At 68.5% G+C, this 18475-nt stretch carries 16 protein-coding genes and 2 pseudogenes; 9 read left to right on the top strand and 9 right to left on the bottom strand.

Features of this window, described 5'->3' with window-relative positions:
- Positions 1-274: 274 nt before the first annotated feature.
- Positions 275-853: pseudogene (locus ON21_RS01425) on the top strand (amino acid permease); the annotation flags it as partial.
- Positions 854-977: 124 nt separating this feature from the next.
- Positions 978-2327 (top strand): serine hydrolase domain-containing protein, encoded by a 1350-nt coding sequence (locus ON21_RS01420; protein WP_039794515.1) that lies wholly within the window; start codon positions 978-980, stop codon positions 2325-2327.
- 8 nt (positions 2328-2335) lie between these two features.
- Here the strand turns inward: ON21_RS01420 and ON21_RS01415 are convergent, their stop codons facing one another.
- Together ON21_RS01415 and ON21_RS01410 are read right to left on the bottom strand one after the other, a co-directional pair.
- Positions 2336-3259, bottom strand: a complete 924-nt coding sequence (locus ON21_RS01415) for an aminotransferase class IV (RefSeq protein WP_039794514.1) — start codon at positions 3257-3259, stop codon at positions 2336-2338.
- 158 nt (positions 3260-3417) lie between these two features.
- Positions 3418-3840, bottom strand: a complete 423-nt coding sequence (locus ON21_RS01410) for a nuclear transport factor 2 family protein (protein ID WP_039794512.1) — start codon at positions 3838-3840, stop codon at positions 3418-3420.
- Between the two features lie 84 nt (positions 3841-3924).
- On the opposite strand from ON21_RS01410, the gene ON21_RS01405 reads away from it, so the two are divergent.
- Positions 3925-4488 (top strand): TetR/AcrR family transcriptional regulator, encoded by a 564-nt coding sequence (locus ON21_RS01405; RefSeq protein ID WP_039794511.1) that lies wholly within the window; start codon positions 3925-3927, stop codon positions 4486-4488.
- A gap of 187 nt (positions 4489-4675) precedes the next feature.
- Here ON21_RS01405 and ON21_RS01400 read toward each other — a convergent pair whose 3' ends face one another.
- The gene (locus tag ON21_RS01400) at positions 4676-5710 is read right to left on the bottom strand and encodes an aspartate-semialdehyde dehydrogenase (protein ID WP_039794510.1); all 1035 of its coding nucleotides are present in this window, start codon (positions 5708-5710) and stop codon (positions 4676-4678) included.
- Positions 5711-5713: 3 nt separating this feature from the next.
- Positions 5714-6979, bottom strand: a complete 1266-nt coding sequence (locus ON21_RS01395) for an aspartate kinase (protein WP_039794509.1) — start codon at positions 6977-6979, stop codon at positions 5714-5716.
- A gap of 163 nt (positions 6980-7142) precedes the next feature.
- Here ON21_RS01395 and ON21_RS01390 point away from each other — a divergent pair, with 163 nt between their 5' ends.
- A complete protein-coding gene (locus ON21_RS01390) occupies positions 7143-7556 on the top strand; it encodes a secondary thiamine-phosphate synthase enzyme YjbQ (protein ID WP_039794563.1) in 414 nt (137 codons plus the stop codon).
- An 89-nt stretch (positions 7557-7645) separates the two neighbouring features.
- The gene (locus ON21_RS01385; RefSeq protein ID WP_039794508.1) at positions 7646-7837 is read left to right on the top strand and encodes a DUF1918 domain-containing protein; all 192 of its coding nucleotides are present in this window, start codon (positions 7646-7648) and stop codon (positions 7835-7837) included.
- Positions 7838-7912: 75 nt separating this feature from the next.
- Here ON21_RS01385 and ON21_RS01380 read toward each other — a convergent pair whose 3' ends face one another.
- A complete protein-coding gene (locus ON21_RS01380) occupies positions 7913-8266 on the bottom strand; it encodes a hypothetical protein (RefSeq protein ID WP_039794560.1) in 354 nt (117 codons plus the stop codon).
- Between the two features lie 253 nt (positions 8267-8519).
- Here ON21_RS01380 and ON21_RS01375 point away from each other — a divergent pair, with 253 nt between their 5' ends.
- Complete coding sequence (locus ON21_RS01375; RefSeq protein ID WP_039794504.1) at positions 8520-8978, top strand: SRPBCC family protein; 459 nt, start codon at positions 8520-8522, stop codon at positions 8976-8978.
- 87 nt (positions 8979-9065) lie between these two features.
- Positions 9066-10277, top strand: a complete 1212-nt coding sequence (locus tag ON21_RS01370; RefSeq protein ID WP_039794558.1) for a low temperature requirement protein A — start codon at positions 9066-9068, stop codon at positions 10275-10277.
- On the opposite strand, the gene ON21_RS01365 is transcribed toward ON21_RS01370, so the two are convergent.
- From ON21_RS01365 to ON21_RS01350, 4 genes are all read right to left on the bottom strand, one after another.
- The gene (locus tag ON21_RS01365) at positions 10255-11124 is read right to left on the bottom strand and encodes an ion transporter (RefSeq protein ID WP_245562414.1); all 870 of its coding nucleotides are present in this window, start codon (positions 11122-11124) and stop codon (positions 10255-10257) included. The two genes, ON21_RS01370 and ON21_RS01365, sit on opposite strands and share 23 nt — an antisense overlap.
- A 122-nt stretch (positions 11125-11246) precedes the next feature.
- The gene (locus tag ON21_RS01360) at positions 11247-12866 is read right to left on the bottom strand and encodes a GMC oxidoreductase (protein ID WP_039794502.1); all 1620 of its coding nucleotides are present in this window, start codon (positions 12864-12866) and stop codon (positions 11247-11249) included.
- Between the two features lie 76 nt (positions 12867-12942).
- Positions 12943-14562, bottom strand: a complete 1620-nt coding sequence (locus ON21_RS01355) for an alpha/beta hydrolase (RefSeq protein ID WP_039794500.1) — start codon at positions 14560-14562, stop codon at positions 12943-12945.
- Positions 14563-14728: 166 nt separating this feature from the next.
- Positions 14729-15496, bottom strand: a complete 768-nt coding sequence (locus ON21_RS01350; protein WP_039794498.1) for a sulfite exporter TauE/SafE family protein — start codon at positions 15494-15496, stop codon at positions 14729-14731.
- Between the two features lie 269 nt (positions 15497-15765).
- Here ON21_RS01350 and leuA point away from each other — a divergent pair, with 269 nt between their 5' ends.
- Entirely contained in the window at positions 15766-17559 is a 1794-nt protein-coding gene (gene leuA, locus ON21_RS01345; protein WP_039794497.1) for a 2-isopropylmalate synthase, read from the top strand.
- Positions 17560-17823: 264 nt separating this feature from the next.
- Positions 17824-18475: pseudogene (locus ON21_RS01340) on the top strand (MinD/ParA family ATP-binding protein); the annotation flags it as partial.

The following is an 18475-nucleotide window of genomic DNA, read 5'->3' as shown; positions in this document are numbered from 1 at the left end:
GCGACAGCGCCGCCAGGTCCAACCTGGCGGCGCTTCCTCGTTTCCAGCCCCACGAGTGGCACATGGTTGTGGGGCTTCTCGCGTTTCGCCGCAGCCATGTGCCACTCGCGGAGTCGCGCTGCGGGGGTGGGGGTGGTGGGGGAGGATTCGTGTCATGGCGTCACTGGATGGGAGCTTGCGTCGGAGGCTCGGGCTTGTCGATTCGGTGGTCATCGGGTTGGGGGCGGGCATCTTCGCGGCGCTCGCGCCTGCGGCGGCTTCGGCTGGGAGTTGGTTGCTGGTGGCGCTCGCACTCGCCGTCTACACGCTGGTCGCGGTCGCGACGCTGAGCGTGCTCGGCTCCGCCGGGCTGGCCGAGGCGACCGGCCCGCTCGCGCGAATGGTCAGCGCGGCGGGAGTTCCCGCTGCCGCGCCGGTGGTGCGGATCGGCGCGGTGGTCGCGGCGGCCGGATCACTGCTCGCCCTGATCCTCGGGGTATCCCGCACGGTGCTGGCCATGGCGCGGGACCGCTATCTGCCGGGCGCGCTCGCCGCGGTGCATCCACGATTCGGGGTGCCGCACCGCGCCGAACTGGTGGTCGGCGCGATCGTCGCCGTGGTCGCCGCGCTCTTCGATGTGTGCGCGGCCATCGGGTTCTCCTCGTTCACGGTGCTCTTCTACTACTTGATCGCCAACATCTCCGCCGCCACACTGACCGCCGACGAGAATCGGCCGCCCCGGTGGATTCCCGTGGTCGGCGCGGTGGGATGCGTCGTCGTCGGATTCGCACTGCCCCTCGGCTCCGTTCTGGCCGGGCTCGGCGCGCTGATTCTCGGCGCGGCGCTGTATGCGTTGGGTGAGCGCTACCGCTAGGAACTGGGACCCAGCTATGTCACCGAGCGCCCCCTGTCCGGTCAGCGTCTCGTTGCCGAGATCAGACGTCCAGTTCCCCGCCTGTTTACCGCGTGAACAGGCCGAAGGGCGCTAGCCTTTGCCCATGGGGCGTTTCGGTGGATTCCTGGCGGGAATCGCGGCGGTTTCGCTGGTGGCGGGCAATCTCTTCGCCGCAAGCGCGGTTGCCGCGACCGGCGACGAGGTCCGGTGCGCGGTCACCTCGGGGCGTGATCTGGAGCGGGCGGCACCGGAACAAGTCGGCTTGGATTCAGCGAAGCTGCAGGACGCGCTGACTTTCGCGGCCGGGCGAAACCGTTTCAACGTGCAGGTCTTCCGGCACAACTGCCTCATCGGCGAGGGGCCGACGAACGACCAGAGCGGGAATGTGGCGTGGAATATCTGGAGCGCGACCAAGAGCGTCGTCTCCATTCTCGCCGGAATCGGTTGGGACCAAGGAAAACTCGATCTCCATGCGCCCATCGATCGGTATCTGCCCCCCGGACTCGGTGATGCGGAACACCGGTCGATCACCGTCGAGAATCTGCTCACCGAGACCTCGGGCATGCGGGTCGGCGTGCTGACCGAGGGTGTCACCGGTGTGATCCCGGTCGACCCGGACAGCGCGGTGCAGGCGCTGGGCGTGCCGCTGGACAACCCGCCGGGCACCGTCTTCACCTACAGCCAGCGCAACGTCGACCTCTTGTCCTATGTGCTGGAGCTGGCCGTCGCCGAGCCTCTGCAAGATTTCGCGCAGCGTGAATTGTTCGATCCACTCGGGATTCCGCGCAGCGACTACTACTGGGCTCAGGACCGCTCCGGGCACACTTACGGCTACGCGCACCTGATGATTCCGCCGAACGACTTCGCGAAGCTCGGACTCCTGGTGAGCAACGACGGGCGCTGGGGCGGACAGCAGATCGTCTCCCGCGACTACCTGCGCAAGGCGCGCACGCCCTCACCGACGAACGCGTGCTACGGGTACCTGTTCTGGCTCGGCGGCGGTTGCGCCGAGATTGCGGACTTCCTGCCCGACGACGTGTACGCGATGGCGGGCCTCGGCATGCAGAACGTCTTCGTCATACCCAGCCTCGACCTCACGGTGGTGTGGACCGGCGTCTTCGGGAACGTCAGCAGCCAGGGCGTGTCCGGAGTCGTGCAGAACACCCAGGAATTGCCCTACGAGTTCTTCCGCAAAGTGTTCGACGCGTTCTACGACCGACCGGTACCCGACCCGGGCCCCTACGTCGAGCCGCCGCTGCGGCTGGACCCGCGCCGTTTCGTCGACACGGACATCCTGATCGCGGTGTTCGGCCTCGGGCCCGCCGCCTATCCGGGCTGCAACGTCTTCGCCTGCCTGAATCACCCCCTGGATCCGCCGTTCTCGGATACTCCGCCCGGGTGCGCCATCCTGGTCTGCCTGGGACCCGACCCGCGCACCCCGGCTATCCGCTGAACGAGCTGTTACCGAGTCGCGGACAGATCCGTGACCCAGCCGTGCACGTCGTCGGTGCGCAATGCCGCATGGTGGCGTTTGCGCAGCGCCTGCGAGATCGGGCCGGGGACGCCGTCGGCGACCAGGCGGCCGTCCACCTCGACGACCGGCGCGGCGCCGGATGACGTGCCGGTGACGAACACTTCGTCGGCGATGTACAGCTCGGTGAGATCGACGGTGCGTTCCACCACCGGAATCCCGTCTTCGGCCGCCAAGGTGAGAACGGTCCTGCGGTTGATGCCGTCGAGGATGTCGCAGGAGACGTCGGGCGTGATCAGCGTGCCGTTGCGGACCAGGAAGATGTTCGCCGCGCTGAGTTCGCAGACGTGCCCGTTGCCGTCGAGAAAGACGCAGTCGTCGTAACCGCTGTCGATCGCGTCCTGCTTGGCCAGCACCGAGTTCACGTACGCGCCGTTGACTTTCGCGCGAGACGGGATCGCGTTGTCCGGAATGCGCCGCCACGGACTGGATTTCAGGCGCATGCCGTCCTGCGGGACGATGGGCACCGCGTCGTAGACGAACATGCTGACCCGAATGGCGCAGCCCCGCACCCGCGTGCCAGGAATGGACTCGACCACGTGCACCGTCGCCCGCACGAAAACGTCCTCGCGCGGCGCATTCGCCGCGATCAATTCCACGACGGCCGCGCGGAACCGCGCGTAATCCCACTCCGCCGCGAACCCATCGATCCCGATGATCTTGCAGGATTCCTCGAGCCGGCGGAAATGGTCGTCCAAACGGAATGCCGTGCGCGCTGCCCCATCCACGTGCACCGGGAAGACGGTGTAGACACTGAGTCCGTACAACACCGCCGACGACGCGACGCTCACCGTGGCCGCTTCGGCCGCAACGATCCGGTCGCCGAGATACACGTGAGGATGAGGATTCGCCATCGGCGCAGGCTAACAGCACCCCCCTGCGCGGAGCGAGGCCTTTTCCGCGGCGATGTCAGTCGTAGCGCTTGCCGACCTCGGCGATCCAGACCGCATCGTCGACCACTCGCTAGGCGACTTCGAGGCGCGCCGACAGCGGGGTACTGCCGAGCAGGAACTCAGCCCGCGGCCAAGCGGGTGAAGCGTGCGGTGTCCATGTAGTCACGGAAGAGCACCACTTCGCCGTCGCGGACTCGCACCACGTTGACGGAGGTGCGCACCCGGGCGCGGCCGGAACCGGGGACGGTCATGTCGACCTCGTTCTCCACGAGCAGTACTTCGGGATCGGTGGTCTCGTAGACCTGGGGATGAATCGCGTGCACTTCGATTCCGGACAGCCCCGACCAGCGCCGCGCCAGATGCTCGCGAATCGCCTCGCGGCCTTCCAAACGGGTCGGAAGCCCCGGGATGGTGAACGGGATCTCGAAGACCGCGTCGGGCGCGAGCAGCGCGACGAACGCGTCCGCATCGCGCGCAGGTAGGTCGGCGAACAACCGCTCGACCAGCTCGCGCGGGCTGCGCACAGAAGAATCAGCCGCCATCACACACCTCCAACTAACCGGAACGCAAGACCCGGTTATCATCCGGAACGTGCGCCCCGTTTGTCAACAGTAAACTCGCTTCTCGTGACCGAACCCGAGCGCCGACCGCTGCGCGCCGACGCTCGCCGCAACCGCGAGCGGGTCCTGGCAGCCGCGCAGGAAGCGTTCGCGGCGGAAGGGCTGTCGGTGCCGCTGGACGAGATCGCGCGGCGGGCCGGTGTCGGCGCGGGCACCGTCTACCGGCACTTCCCCACCAAGGAAGCGCTGTTCGAGGCGGCGATCGTGGATCGGGTAGACCGGATCATCGCGCTGGCACGGGAATTGGCCGATGCCGCGGAACCGGTGCCCGCGTTCTTCGACTTCTTGGACCGGCTCGTAGCGGAGGGCAGCGTCAAGCGCGATCTCGCCGACGCCGTCGGCGGCCCGGACGCCCCGGAGTATCTCCGGCCGGTGCACGAACTCAACGCGGCCATCGGCACGCTGCTCACCCGCGCGCAGAAGGCGGGCGGCGTGCGCACCGACATCGAGGTCGAAGACCTGATGCGGGTCATCAAGGGTGCGTTCCTCGCCACCCACGGCACCTCCGCCACCCCCGCCCAGCGCGAGCGCACCTTCGCCGTCGTCTTCGACGGACTGCGCGTCCGCTGATCCGCTCCAGAAGCGCCCGCCGAATCCGGCCGCGGATCGATCCCTCCGCCCGCTCAGCGCAGCGCGGATATCAGCGATACGAAACCGGCCGCCTCCATCGGCACCATCCATGCCCCGGACGCGGTCGCGAAGACGGAAACGACGAACGGGCCGTGGAAGTCCACGGCCCGTTCGTTCGAGGAACGTCTCAGCGGTCGCTGAGTAGCACCTCGGCGATCTGAATGGTGTTGAGCGCCGCGCCTTTTCGCAGGTTGTCGCCGGAGATGAACAGCGCGAGCCCGCGACCGTCCGGCACACCCGGATCCTGGCGGATGCGGCCGACGAGCGAATCGTCGACGCCGGCGGCGGCGAGCGGAGTCGGCACGTCGACCAGCTTCACGCCGGGCGCCTTGGCCAGGATCTCCTTGGCGTGCTCGACCGAGAGCGGCTCGGCGAACTCGGCGTTCACCGAGAGCGAGTGGCCGGTGAAGACCGGCACGCGCACGCAGGTGCCGCTCACCGCGAGATCCGGGATGCCGAGGATCTTGCGGCTCTCGTTGCGCAGCTTCTGATCCTCGTCGGTCTCGCCCGAGCCGTCGTCGACCAGCGAACCGGCCAGCGGAAGCACGTTGAACGCGATGGGCGCGACGTACTTGTTCGGCGCGGGGAAGTCGACGGCGCGGCCGTCGTGGGTCAGCTTCTCCGCCTCGTCGATCACCGCGCGAGCCTGGCTCACCAGCTCTTCGACACCGGCCAGACCGCTGCCGGAGACCGCCTGATAGCTGGAGACGATCAGGCGGCGCAGACCCGCGATGTCGTGCAGTGGCTTGAGCACCGGCATGGCCGCCATCGTGGTGCAGTTCGGGTTGGCGATGATGCCCTTGACCAGGTTGCGCGCCTGCTCCGGGTTGACCTCGCTGACCACCAGCGGGACCTCGGGGTCCTTACGCCACGCCGAGGAATTGTCGATCACGGTGACGCCCGCCGCGGCGAAGCGCGGCGCCTGCACGCGGGACATGGTGGCGCCCGCGGAGAACAACGCGATGTCCAGGCCGGACGGATCGGCGGTCTCGGTGTCCTCGACGACGATCTCGCGGCCGCGCCACGGCAGCGTCTTGCCCGCCGAACGAGCCGAGGCGAAGAACCGGACCTCGTCGGCCGGGAAGTTGCGCTCCTCCAGCAGTTTCCGCATCACGGCGCCGACCTGTCCGGTCGCGCCGACGACTCCTACGCGAACTCCCATGGTTTATCGCCCCGTTCCCGCGTGGACCACCGCGACCTCGTCGCCGCCCAGGTCGAACGCCTTGTGCAGCACCTGGACCGCCTCGTCCAGCTCGGTGTCCTTGACCAGCACGGAGATCCGGATCTCGGAGGTGGAGATGAGATCGATGTTGACGCCGGCATGGGCCAGCGCCTCACAGAAGGTGGCGGTGACGCCGGGGTGGCTCTTCATGCCCGCGCCGACCAGCGACACCTTGCCGATGTGGTCGTCGTAGAGCACCTGGGAGAAGCCGATCTCGGACTGGCGCTTGGTCAGCATGTCGACCGCGCGGGCGCCCTCGGTCTTCGGCAGCGTGAACGTGATGTCGGTCTTGCCCGTCTCGACCTTCGAGATGTTCTGCAGGACCATGTCGATGTTGATCTCCGCGTCGGCCACGGCGCGGAACACCTTGGCGGCGTAGCCCGGTTCGTCCGGCAGCCCGACCACGGTCACCTTGGCCTCGCTGCGGTCGTGCGCGACGCCAGTGAGGATTGCTTGCTCCAAGGGGATGTCCTCCATCGATCCGTAAACGTAGGTGCCCTGCTTGTCGGTGTAGGACGAGCGCACATGCACGGGCACGTTGTAGCGGCGGGCGTATTCCACGCAGCGCAGCATCAGCACCTTGGCGCCGCAGGCCGCCAGTTCCAGCATCTCCTCGTAGGAGACCTGCTCGAGCCGCTGCGCGTCGGGCACGATCCGCGGGTCGGCGGTGAAGACGCCGTCCACGTCGGTGTAGATCTCGCAGACGTCCGCGTCCAGTGCGGCGGCCAGCGCGACCGCCGTGGTGTCCGAACCGCCACGGCCGAGCGTGGTGACGTCCCTGCTGTCCTGGCTCACGCCCTGGAAGCCAGCGACCAGCACGACGAGACCCTCGTCCAGGGCATCGCGGACGCGGCCGGGGGTCACGTCGATGATCTTCGCGTTGCCGTGCGCGCCCGTGGTGATCACGCCCGCCTGCGAGCCGGTGAACGAGCGGGCCTCCGCGCCGAGCGAGTGGATGGCCATCGCGACCAGCGCGTTGGAGATGCGCTCACCCGAGGTGAGGAGCATGTCCATCTCGCGGGCCGGCGGCGACGGCGCCACCTGCTGAGCGAGATCGAGCAGCTCGTCGGTGGTGTCGCCCATGGCGGAGCAGACGACGACCACGTCGTGGCCCTGCTTCTTGGTCTCCACGATCCGTTCAGCGACGCGCCGGATCCGCTCGGCGGTCGCTACCGAGGATCCTCCGTACTTCTGAACCACGAGAGCCACGACAGGGTCCTCCAAGATCGACAACAAACTGGTAACAGTCATCCAGGGTACCGGCCGAGGCCAGCGGTTTTGCTTCTACCTACCCGGCTTGTGGAAAACCACACAGCCGCTTCCGTTCCCGGTCGTTCCGCGCGCGCCGCCGCGGATGGGGGACGATGGGCGCATGAAGAGCACGCTGCTCGAGGTGAGAACGGGCCACAGTGAAGTGGTACAGGACATCACGCCGCAGTGCGCGTCATTCGTGCGCGAAGCGGGCGGGGACGGGTTGCTGCACGTCTTCGTGCCGCATGCCACGGCGGGGATCGCGATCATGGAGCTCGGCGCGCGCAGCGACGACGACCTGCTGGCCGCGCTGCGCGATCTGCTGCCCGCCGACGACCGGTGGCGGCACGCGCACGGCTCGCGCGGACACGGGCGCTCGCATGTGATGCCCGCCCTCATCCCGCCGTACGCGACCGTCCCGGTGCTCGGCGGAAAACTCGCCCTCGGCACCTGGCAGTCGATCGCGCTGGTCGATCTCAATGTCGACAACCCGGACCGCCAGGTGCGGCTGTCGTTCCTCCGCGACGCGGACTGAGCCGAGATCACTACATACATAGTGGCGCTGAGCCCTGCGCACCCACCTTGGTGGTTGTGACGCGCACCACTCCGTTCGATAATGGGGCGATGATCGCACATGTAGGAGATCGACTCTGCGTGCACGGACACGTGGTGGGAGAAGTGGATCACCTGGCCGAGATCATCGAGGTCCGCGGACCGGACGGGACGCCGCCCTACGTGGTGCGTTTCTCCGACGGTCACGAGTCGCTGGTGTATCCGGGGCCCGACGCGATCGTCGAGCCCGCTACGTCGGAATGAAACCCGCGCCGGATCGGGCGCTGGAGGCCTCGCCTCCGCTCGGTCCGGCGCTCGCAAACGGAGAACTCGCGCCGCTCAGGCGCGACGCTTGCCGCGGCGGGTCAGCGAGAAGGCCAGGATCGCGGCGATCAGCACCAGCACCTTGCCCGCCGTCTCGATGATCCCGTTGACGTCCACGGCCGGGTGCCAGGTGAGTCGGCCGTCCCGGAGCAGGTAGGCGCCGACGGGCTTCGCGCCCACGCCGAACGCCACGCCTTCCCCGGAGCCGTCTCCGTCGGCGCTGTTCCCGGCGCCGCCACCGCCCCCGCCGCCGCCCCCGACCGAGGCGGCGGGAATGACGATCGCCCCATCGCATTCGTAGGGCTCGCCGTAAACCCGGCGCACCGTGATCGTGTCCCGCGCCTGCGCAAGCAGTTCGGCGTATTTCATGACATCCTCCCGCCCGTACCGACGGCGCCGGATACCGGCGCCCATTCGGAACCGATCGTAGGCGCGCGGACCCCCGGCATGCGGGGTCCTTCCAGTCGGAAGCTGTTCCCGCGGTTGCCGATCGCCGATCTCGACCAGATAACGGCGTGTTTCCGGTTAGCCGAGATACGGCCTGGCACAGTCGAGTTGACGAACCGGACAAATCACGGAGACAATCGGGCCGACTTGTCCAACCGGGGGTCGGAGGTATGCCATGCGCACCAAAACGGATATCCGATTCTTCGTAGACACCGATCCCGATCAGGTCATGGACGCCCTGACCGACGTCGAATCGCTTCCGGAATGGTCGACCTCCTACAGCGACGTCCGGGTCGCGACCCGCGACGCCCGGCGCAGGCCGCGGCGGGTCTTCCTCAAGGCGGAGCTACTCGGCAGTTCGGATCTGCAAGTGCTGGAATACGATTGGACCGACGACCGGTCCTCCTGGATCGTCGCCGACAGCACCAGGGGCGTGCGGGGCGGCGGTTTTTTCGAGGTGTCCGACAGCGTCGACGGCACGCACGTCTGGTACCACGTCGAGCTCTATCTGCCGCTCCCGGTTCCCGGATTTCTGCTCAAACGCACTTTCCGCAAGGCCAACGAGGTGGTCGTGGAGTGCTTCATAGATTTCGCCGAGCGGTTCCCCGAAACGGAGACCTATCAACCCGTATAGCGCGGACGGCTGCGCTCTGCGCGAAATCCACCGCCGGGTGCAGCGGCGAACCGGCGCGGAATCGATCGGGGTGCGACGATGAAGCCCATGATCGGTTCCAAACGAGTGCGGTTCCAGCCGACGGCCGAAGGCGCGTCGGTGACCCAACTCGAATTGTTCTTCGACCTGGTGCTCGTGTTCGCGTTCACCATGGTCACCGGCCTGGCCGCGGGCGAGACCAGCGCGAAGAACATGGTGCGCGCGCTGCTGGTGCTCGCGGTGATGTGGTGGTTGTGGATCGCCTACTCCTGGCTCGGCAACGTGGTCCGCGCCGACGAGGGCATCGCGCGGGTCGGCATGTTCGCCGCCATGGGCGGCGCCTTCCTCGCCGCGCTCACCATCCCCGAGGCGTTCCAGGACGCGCCGGGCGGATGGTTCGGCCCGCTGGTCTTCGCCGTCGCCTATCTGATCGTGCGGTTGGTGCATCTCGGGATGTTCTGGCTGGCCAGTTCCGAGGATCCGCAGTTGCGCGGCCAGCTGCTGCGCTGGGCGCTCGGTTCCATCACCCTCGGCACCACGCTGCTCGTGGTCGCCGCGCTGACCACCGGTCGCGTGCAGATCGCGCTGTGGATCGCCGCGATCGCGGGCGACTACCTCTGGACGCTGTTCGCAGGCACCGATTGGCGGTTGAATTCGGCCAACCATTTCGTCGAGCGATACGGACTGATCATCATCGTCGCGCTCGGGGAATCGGTCGTCTCCATCGGCATCGGCGTGGCCGGCCTGCCGATCTCCTGGCCGATCGCGCTCGGATCGATGCTCGGCCTCGCCATTTCCGGTCTGCTGTGGTGGGCGTATTTCGACGTCGCCGCCTTGGCGGTGGAGCACGAACTCGTCCACGCGGAGGGCAGGCGGCAGATCAAGATCGCGCAGGCTTCCTATACCTTCTGGCATTTCCCGATGATCGTCGGAATCATCGCGCTGTCGCTCGGTCTGAAGAAGGTGCTCTATTACGTCGGGGACTCCTCACACCACACTTTGAAGGACGCGCTGTACGGGATTCCGCTCTATGCCCTCTACGGCGGCGTCGTGCTGTATCTGATCGCGCTGGTGGGGTTCAAGCACTACGCCACGCGCACCGTCACGGTGGCGCGCGTGGTCGCGATCGCGGTGCTGCTCGCGCTGATCCCATTGGCCTGCGGCCTGCCCGCGCTGGCCTCGCTGGCCCTGCTGTGTGGCGTCCTGGTCGCGCTGATCGCTTGGGAGACCGTACGTCTGGCGCAGCCGCGGGACGCGATCAGGCACGCGGTACCTGATTGACGCGATGCCGCACGCCGTCCTCATCGGGTGTGCGCCCGTACGCGGCCGGCGGCACCCGCACGCCGTCGCGGACCGCGTCGCGAATCTGATCGATGTTCTCCCGCAGGACGTCGGCGACGAGTTCGTCGGTGCGCGGATCCTCCAGCACCTGGAACACGATGCGGAACGTGGTGTCGGCGATCAGCCGGATGATCTCGTCGTGAAAGGGGATGTAGCGTACCCGTCCCGCTTGCGGATCCTTCTTGATCAACTCCAGGATCATTTCGTCCAGCTCGGCCCGGTTCTCCTCCAGGGCGGCCGCGATGTTGCGGGTGTAGTGGCCGGTGCGCAGCACCTCGGCCACCTCGTCCATCACCGCGATCGTCATCGGACGGCGAATGGTGTCGACGATGGTCGCGACGAACCGGTTCACCACCGCGGCGGTCACCCGGTCGCCGAACACCCGGTCCGCCACCCGGGCGAGCCTGCCCAGGATCACCACGATGCGCAACAGCCGGAAGCCGCGGAAGAACGGGCTGGTCACCGGGATCATGCCGAGGATCTCGTACCAATAGACGAACGGGAAGGTCCACGGCCAGCCCGCGCGGCGCCAGCGCCACAGGAACTCGAGCGCGAACACCGCGCACAACGACCAGTCGACTACCACGATCGTGTGGTAGGTGTGCCCGGAGACCGGGAAGAACGTGATCCAGGTGACCAGCGCTACCGAGACGATGGCCAGCGCCAGCATCACGAAATCCGTCCACAACATCGGCGGCTTGCGCGGATAGTCCTGCGATCGTGGCGCTTCCCGCAGACCGTATCGCTCGACGGAGGAACTTTCGATACCCGAGCTGGGAGCGGACACTGCGGATCCCTTCGACGCCGAACGGTGCCGCCGACACTAATACGCGGAAAGCACGCTCGGCACTGTTGGCGATACCCCCGGAAAAGGCGCCGGGCGAACGCTGCGCCCGGCGCCGGCGAAGTTCACCGACCGGCGCGAACGATCGCCTCGATATTGCGTTCGGCCAGCGCGGCGATGGTCAGCGACGGATTGACCGTTCCGGTGCTGCCGGGTATCGCGGCGCCGTCCATCACGTAGAGACCGGGATGACCGTGCACCCGGCCGTAGCCGTCGGTGGCGCGCCCAAGCACCGCCCCGCCGAGTGGATGGGCGGTGAACAGCGCGTTCGCGTCGTAACCGAGGACGCCGTACTCGACGAGGGCGTCCGCTCGTTCGGCGATCCGGTGGTCGACCGCACGTGCCAGCGCGACCGTCTCATCCCGGTTCTCGACCGACCAGCTCAGCCCGACCCGGTTCGTGGCCCGGTCGTAGCCGAACCGGGTGCGGGTGGGGTCGAGCACCATGCCGAGCGAGGCGAGCGCACCGGTCTCGAACGGGATGCCGGGGATGTACCAGCTCTCCAGGGTCAGCGGCACGGCGGACTCGTCGAAGATCCGGCTCGCGCTCGGCACGCCCTGGCCCTGACCGGCCAGCGCGCTGGCGCCGCGGGCCAGCACCACGTCACCGTTGGTGCCCCAGCCGTCGCCTACGTGTTCGTTCAGGTTCGGCAGCGCGCCGGTGGCCTGCGCGCGGACCAGCAGTTCGGAGGTACCGATCGACCCGGCGCCGAGGAAGAGCCGATCGCAGGTGAGGGTGCGGGTGGACAGCACGTCGCCGGTCGGCGACAGCTTCGCGACGGTGACCGCGTAGCGGCCGCCGGAATCCTGCGCGATGGCGTCGACCCGGTGACCGGGGAAGACTCCGCACCGGCCGGTGCCCTGCGCGTACGCCAGGTAGTTCTGGTTCAGGTCGAATTTGGCGCCGTTGGAGTTGCCGAGGTTGCTCCTGGCCGCCGTCGCGGAAGCCCGCGAGGCTCCGGCCAATTCGGCGCGCAGGATGTCCCAGTTGAAGATCGAGTCGTTCGCCTGGGGCTGATAGCCGGCCTTGCGCACCTGATCGTCCCAGGCGCGGGAGTGCGCGAACGGCGCGGAGTTGTAGATGTCCGCGGGCATCGGGCTCAGCCGCAGCATCTCCCGCACGCGCGGGTAGTAGACGCGCTCCATCTCGCCGTAGTCGACGGTGCCGCCGAAGATGTGGTCGAAGAAGCGGCGCTCCGGGGCGATCATGGCGCCGCTGAAGATCACCGAGCCGCCGCCGACGGCGGCCGCGCGCCACACGTCGATGCCCGGATATTCGGTGCAGTCCAAGACGCCGCCGAACCTGGCGAAATGCATCGGCACCTTGGTGACGCCGGTGAAGTTGGTGCGGTGCCAGAAGCCGCGGCCGTCGGGGAGGTCGTCACCGGTGAAGATCTCCCGCCACGGGTCGTTCGGCCAGCGCGATCCGCGTTCCAGCACAGTGGTGACGATCCCGGCCTCGGCCAAGCGCAACGCGGACACCGCGGCGCCGAAGCCAGAGCCGATGACGATCGCGGGCGAGTGCTCCGGCGGGTCGGGAATCGGGGCGAAGATCTCCGGCACCCAAGCGCGGAACAGGGCCTCCCACATCGGATCGGCGGACGCCGCGCCCGTCCCCCTCATCGTTCCCACAGCACCGAGCAGGGCGGCCGTGCCAGCCGCCTTGAACAAGGCACGTCTACGCACCGGTCACCTTCCATCATCAGGCTTAGCGTGCGCAGATTACCGGTATTCCCGATTTGTGAACAGATATCCGTTTTCGCTATCGGTCGAACGGCAGGTCGTCCGCGCGGCAGGTGGCTCCGGGGGCAGGTAGCTGCAAGTCGATCAGGTAGCGCTCGCTCAGTTTCCGGGCGCATTCGCTGAGCAGAGTGTGCCCGTACCCGCCCTCGACGACGACCAGACGAGCGTTCACCAGTTCCTGCTGTGCGCGCCGCGCCGCGCTGAGCGGGGTGACCGGGTCGAATCGGTTGTTGGCCAAGAGCGCCGGGGTGTCCGACCGCAGGATCCACGGCCCGGCGTACCGCTGGGCGTACCCCTCGGGCGGAGACGGCCAGTAGACGCAGGCCTGGTGCAGCCACAGCCAGAACGCGCCGTAAGTGGGCCCGGCACGCGCCACATCCGCTGCCAGCGTGGGCCATTGGCCGGGGTCGCGCGCGAATGTGTTGTCGGCACAGGAGATCGCGGTGTACGAGTCGAGGAAATCCTCCCGCTGCGCGGTGGCCGACAGGATTTCGCCCACCGCGTCGGGATTGCCCGCCGGGCCGCGCTCCAGTTCGGCGAGCAACGCGGCCAGGGCGGGCCAGCCCTCGTTCGGGTCGTACAGCAACAGCGCATGCGATGACAGCGCCTCGGCGTAGGTGACCGTCCGCGCCCGCTCCCCCGTCCCGACCACCAGCGGTGCCTGGCGAAGACGTTGCAACACAGCATCATTGCGAGCGCGGAGGTCGGCCGCGCCGCCGGGATCGCCGGCGCCGCCGCGCACGGCGGCTTCGCCTTGGCCGTCGCTCGCCGCGAAGGCGCAGCGCGCCCGGCCCGCCTCCGCGCACAGCCGCAGGAATTCGCCGAGCACCTCCTCGGTCCCGGCGGCGGTGGTCTCGATGGCGCTTCGGGTGTCGTTGGTGTACGCGTCCGGGTCGATCATCGACGCCAGGTACAGCGCACGCACCCGGTCGCCGAACAGCGCGCCGTACACCTGGCCCAGATAACTCGCGTAGGAGCCGCCCTCGTAGGTCAGCCGGGGGTCGCCGACGGCCCGGCGCAGCAGATCCAGGTCGCGCGCCGCGTCGACGGTGGTCAGGTGCCCGAGCAACGCGCCGCCGTGCGCCGCGCAACCGGCGGCCAGCGCGCGGCTCGCCGCGTCGGCCGCACGCTCCTGCTCCGGGTCGACGGGCGGCAGCGCCGCGCTGGACCAGAACCGCCGCTGCTGCTCGGTGTCCGCGAAACACCGCACCTGCCCGCTGCGGCCGACGCCGCGCTGGTCGAAGGTGATCACGTCGAAGCGGCGTGCGAGTTCGCCGCCGACCAGCTCCCCCTGCGCGGCCCAGCGCAGTCCCGACCCTCCCGGCCCGCCGACCGCGGAGAACAGCGTGCCGACCCGCCGCTGCGGGTCGGTGGCCTGCTGACGCACCACCGCCAGCCCGAGGGTCGGGCCGTCGGGGTGCGCGTAGTCCACCGGCACCTGTGCGGTCGCGCATTGGAATCGGCTCAGCTCCGGCTCCGCGCACGGCGCCCAGTCCAGCCGGGGCGTCGGCGCGGCGTCTGCTTGCGCGACCAGTTCCGCGACCGCCGCCTCGTGTCGGCTCGGCGGCCCGCCACAGCCGCTCACCACGGGTAGCAGCGCGGCGATGATGACGATCTTCCAGCGAAGCACGGCACTCATCCTGTGCTCCGCGCCCGGTGGCCGTCGTCAGCCTGAGGATTGACATCCGACCCTGAAATTCGTGCGGGCACTACCGCACCCGACCGAGGCGCGGCATCAGTGCACCGCCACAGTGCGGATGGCTGCCCCAGAATCGGTGTCGCTCTCCAGTGCCATCGACGTGCCCTCAGGACGTCAGGAGGCGGACCACCGCGATGAGGCCGACCACGACGATGACCCCGCGTAACAGGGTCGGCGACATCCGCCTGCCGACCCGAGCGCCGAGTTGCCCGCCGATGATCGAGCCGAGTGCGATCAGCACCACCGCGCGCCAGTCCACGTCCGCCACGACGATGAAGATCAGCGCGGAGACCGCGTTCACGATCAGGGCGAGCACGTTCTTCACGCCGTTGAGGCGCTGGATGTCGTCGTGCACGAAAACGCCGAGCAACCCGATCAGCAGCACGCCTTGCGCGGCGCCGAAGTACCCGCCGTAGATACCGGCGGCGTAAACCGCGACGGCGAGGATGAGTCCTCCGTGCTCCGGCACCGGGGCGCCGTCGTTCTCCCGGCGGCGCTTGACCCAGTTCGCGAGCCGTGGCTGCACGATGACCAGCACCAGTGCCAGGATGATCAGGACGGGCACGATCGCCTTGAACGCTTCGGCGGGTAACACCAGCAGCAGCACCGCACCCGTGATCCCGCCGAGCAGCGACGCGGTGCCCAACCGCAGCAGCCGGTCGCGCTGGCCCGCCAGTTCGCGGCGGTACCCGTGCACGCCGCTGATCGAGCCGGGGACCAAGCCGATGGTGTTGGACACATTCGCGGTCACCGGCGGCAGGCCGAACGCGAGGAGAACGGGAAAGGTGATCAGCGTGCCGGAGCCGACGATCGTGTTGATGCCGCCCGCCCAGATGCCCGCACCGAAAACGGCCAGTTGCTCCAGCCAGGTCATAGCCAATCCTTCGACGTCCTGTCGGACCACGGGCCCGTACAAGCGTGGTTCACTGCCGGACCGAACGGTAGCGGGGTCGTCGGATCACCCGACGACGGGACCTCCCTTCCCGGCCGTATGTCGGCACGGTAAACTCGCGGACATCATGCAGCGGGCACTTCTTCTCGACCGCCGCGACGGGGTCTGATCGGACCGGCTCCCGTCGCGGGGTTTCGCCGCGCCGGTCGACCAGCCCTTTGGGAAAAACGACATCCTCGGGAGAACCGCCCATGTCCCCTGCTGACGCATTCGTATCAGGCGCGCGCACCATCACCGCGCCGAGCAGACCAGCCCCCGCCGACCAACCCGGTTGGAACAAGCAGAAGAACTCCTCGATGCCGACGTTCCGTTACCGGCCGTTCGCCGAGGAGGTCGAGCCGATCACGCTGCCCGACCGCACCTGGCCGGACAAGGTCATCGATCGCGCGCCCGCCTGGTGCGCGGTCGACCTGCGCGACGGCAACCAGGCGTTGATCGACCCGATGAGCCCGGCCCGCAAGCGCCGCATGTTCGACCTGCTGGTGCGGATGGGTTACAAGGAGATCGAGGTCGGCTTCCCTTCGGCCAGCCAGACCGACTTCGACTTCGTCCGCGAGATCATCGAGGACGGCGCGATCCCCGACGACGTCACCATCCAGGTGCTGACCCAGTGCCGCCCGGAGCTGATCGAGCGCACCTTCGAAGCCTGCGCCGGCGCGCAGAACGTCATCGTGCACTTCTACAACTCGACCTCCATCCTGCAGCGCAAGGTGGTCTTCCGCGCCGATCGCGACGCGGTGAAGAAGATCGCCACCGACGCGGCCGCACTCTGCCTGGAGATCGAGCAGCGCTACCCGGACACCAATTGGCGTTACGAATACAGCCCGGAGTCCTACACCGGCACGGAGCTGGAGTACGCCAAGGAGGTCTGCGACGCGGTCTCGGCGATCATCGCGCCGACCCCGGAGAAGCCGCTGATCATCAACCTGCCCGCCACCGTGGAGATGGCGACGCCGAACGTCTACGCCGACTCGATCGAGTGGATGAGCCGCAACCTGGCCCGCCGCGAGGCGATCGTGCTGTCGCTGCACCCGCACAACGACCGCGGCACCGCCGTGGCCGCCGCCGAGCTGGGCTACCAGGCAGGCGCCGACCGGATCGAGGGCTGCCTGTTCGGCAACGGCGAGCGCACCGGAAACGTGTGCCTGGTCACGCTGGGGATGAACCTGTTCTCCCGCGGCGTCGATCCGCAGATCAACTTCTCCGACATCGATGAGGTTCGCCGCACCGTCGAGTACTGCAACCAGTTGCCGGTGCACGAGCGGCACCCCTACGGCGGCGACCTGGTCTACACCGCGTTCTCCGGCAGCCACCAGGACGCCATCAACAAGGGCCTGGACGCGATGAAGACCGCGGCCGACGCCGCCGAGTCGGACGTCGACGACATCGTCTGGGAGGTGCCCTACCTGCCGATCGACCCGAAGGACGTGGGCCGCACCTACGAGGCGGTCATCCGGGTCAACTCGCAGTCCGGCAAGGGCGGCGTCGCCTACATCATGAAGACCGACCACGGGCTGGCGTTGCCGCGGCGGCTGCAGATCGAGTTCTCGCAGGCGATCCAGAAGATCACCGACGGCGAGGGCGGCGAGGTGACGCCCAAGGAGATGTGGGACGTCTTCCACGAGGAGTACCTGAGCCCGATCCGGCCGCTGGAGCGGATGCGCCAGAAGGTCACCGCGTCGGAGACCGACGGCGGGGTCGACTCGATCGTGGCCGTGGTGAAGGTCGACGGCGTCGAGCAGGAGATCACCGGCAAGGGCAACGGGCCGCTCGCCGCGTTCGTCGACGCGATCGCCGCCGTCGGCTTCGACGTCGAGGTCCTGGACTACTCCGAGCACGCCATGTCCGCGGGCGACGACGCGCAGGCCGCCGCCTATGTGGAGTGCGCGATCGGCGACAAGGTGGTGTGGGGTGTCGGCATCGCCACCTCGATCACGACCGCGTCGCTGCGCGCGGTGGTGTCGGCGGTGAACCGGGCGCACTGACAGCGCGACTCGGCACGCATCCGGTCGGGCGCCGCGCGGGTTCCACCGCGCGGCGCCCGATCTCGCTGGGGCAGACCATTTGTCACGGGCGTCTTGCTCCCAAGCCCGGCATGCCTACCGCGACACGGGGTAGCGAACCCCGTGCTAGCGTTGGTTTCGCACGCCAAGCGCCGAGCTCTCTGCTCGAACTCCCGAGCAGATGGGGGAACCGTGACAACAAACGACCACAATCCGACCTCTCCACCCTGGCTGCAGAGCCATTCCGTGGATACGGCCGAAGTCAGCGACGTGGAGTCATCGGCCAACGACGCGCCGGCCGAGCAGGCCGGCGGCGCGGAAGCGAAGGAAACCGACGTCTCGGCCGGGCCGGCCCAGCCGGACGCCAAGCCCGAACAGCCGGAGCCGCAAGGCTCGACGGAGCAGACCACGGCCTACCCGCAAGCCGCCGCGCCTGCGCAGGCCTGGGCTCCCCCGCAGGCCGGACCGGCCGAGCCCTACGGTTCGTACGCTCCGCCGAGCGCGGGCGGGTATCCCCCTCCGTCCCCCTTTCCGGGAGAGCCGTTCGCTACCGGCGCATTTCAGCCACCGTCGGGCCACAGCGGTAGCCACCCGATAGCCCCGCCCCCGGACGGACCTCATCCCGGCTATGGGGAGTACCGCCAGGACATCGGCGGCGACGGCCTGACCCACCGTATGCCAGTGGAGTCCGCGCAGCCGGAATCCCCTGCGCAGCCGGATCAGCCCAGCGGCCCGATCTACAGCTGGGCGCCGCCGCCTCCGCCGGTGACGCATCAGCCTCCGCCGCCCGCCTATCAACCGCCGCCTCCGCCGCCGCTCGGGCAACCGCAGGGGCCGCCGAGCTGGCAGGGCGGTCCGGGTCAATACCAGTCCGCACTGCCGTTCCAACCGCAGCATG

This window comes from Nocardia araoensis NBRC 100135, assembly GCF_000308435.1.
Classification (GTDB): domain Bacteria; phylum Actinomycetota; class Actinomycetes; order Mycobacteriales; family Mycobacteriaceae; genus Nocardia; species Nocardia araoensis.
This window is presented reverse-complemented; position numbering and strand designations above follow the sequence as displayed.

Excerpts from the sequence above, each read along its gene's own strand:
- ON21_RS01410 (WP_039794512.1), bottom strand. The coding sequence starts at position 3,840 with ATGGCGGCTGATTCTTCTGTGCGCAGCCCGCGCGAGCTGGTCGAGCGG.
- ON21_RS01415 (WP_039794514.1), bottom strand. The coding sequence starts at position 3,259 with ATGGCGAATCCTCATCCTCACGTGTATCTCGGCGACCGGATCGTTGCG.
- ON21_RS01355 (WP_039794500.1), bottom strand. The coding sequence starts at position 14,562 with ATGAGTGCCGTGCTTCGCTGGAAGATCGTCATCATCGCCGCGCTGCTA.
- ON21_RS01400 (WP_039794510.1), bottom strand. The coding sequence starts at position 5,710 with ATGGGAGTTCGCGTAGGAGTCGTCGGCGCGACCGGACAGGTCGGCGCC.
- leuA (WP_039794497.1), top strand. The coding sequence starts at position 15,766 with ATGTCCCCTGCTGACGCATTCGTATCAGGCGCGCGCACCATCACCGCG.
- ON21_RS01420 (WP_039794515.1), top strand. The coding sequence starts at position 978 with ATGGGGCGTTTCGGTGGATTCCTGGCGGGAATCGCGGCGGTTTCGCTG.
- ON21_RS01390 (WP_039794563.1), top strand. The coding sequence starts at position 7,143 with ATGAAGAGCACGCTGCTCGAGGTGAGAACGGGCCACAGTGAAGTGGTA.
- ON21_RS01375 (WP_039794504.1), top strand. The coding sequence starts at position 8,520 with ATGCGCACCAAAACGGATATCCGATTCTTCGTAGACACCGATCCCGAT.
- ON21_RS01370 (WP_039794558.1), top strand. The coding sequence starts at position 9,066 with ATGATCGGTTCCAAACGAGTGCGGTTCCAGCCGACGGCCGAAGGCGCG.
- ON21_RS01350 (WP_039794498.1), bottom strand. The coding sequence starts at position 15,496 with ATGACCTGGCTGGAGCAACTGGCCGTTTTCGGTGCGGGCATCTGGGCG.
- ON21_RS01380 (WP_039794560.1), bottom strand. The coding sequence starts at position 8,266 with ATGAAATACGCCGAACTGCTTGCGCAGGCGCGGGACACGATCACGGTG.
- ON21_RS01385 (WP_039794508.1), top strand. The coding sequence starts at position 7,646 with ATGATCGCACATGTAGGAGATCGACTCTGCGTGCACGGACACGTGGTG.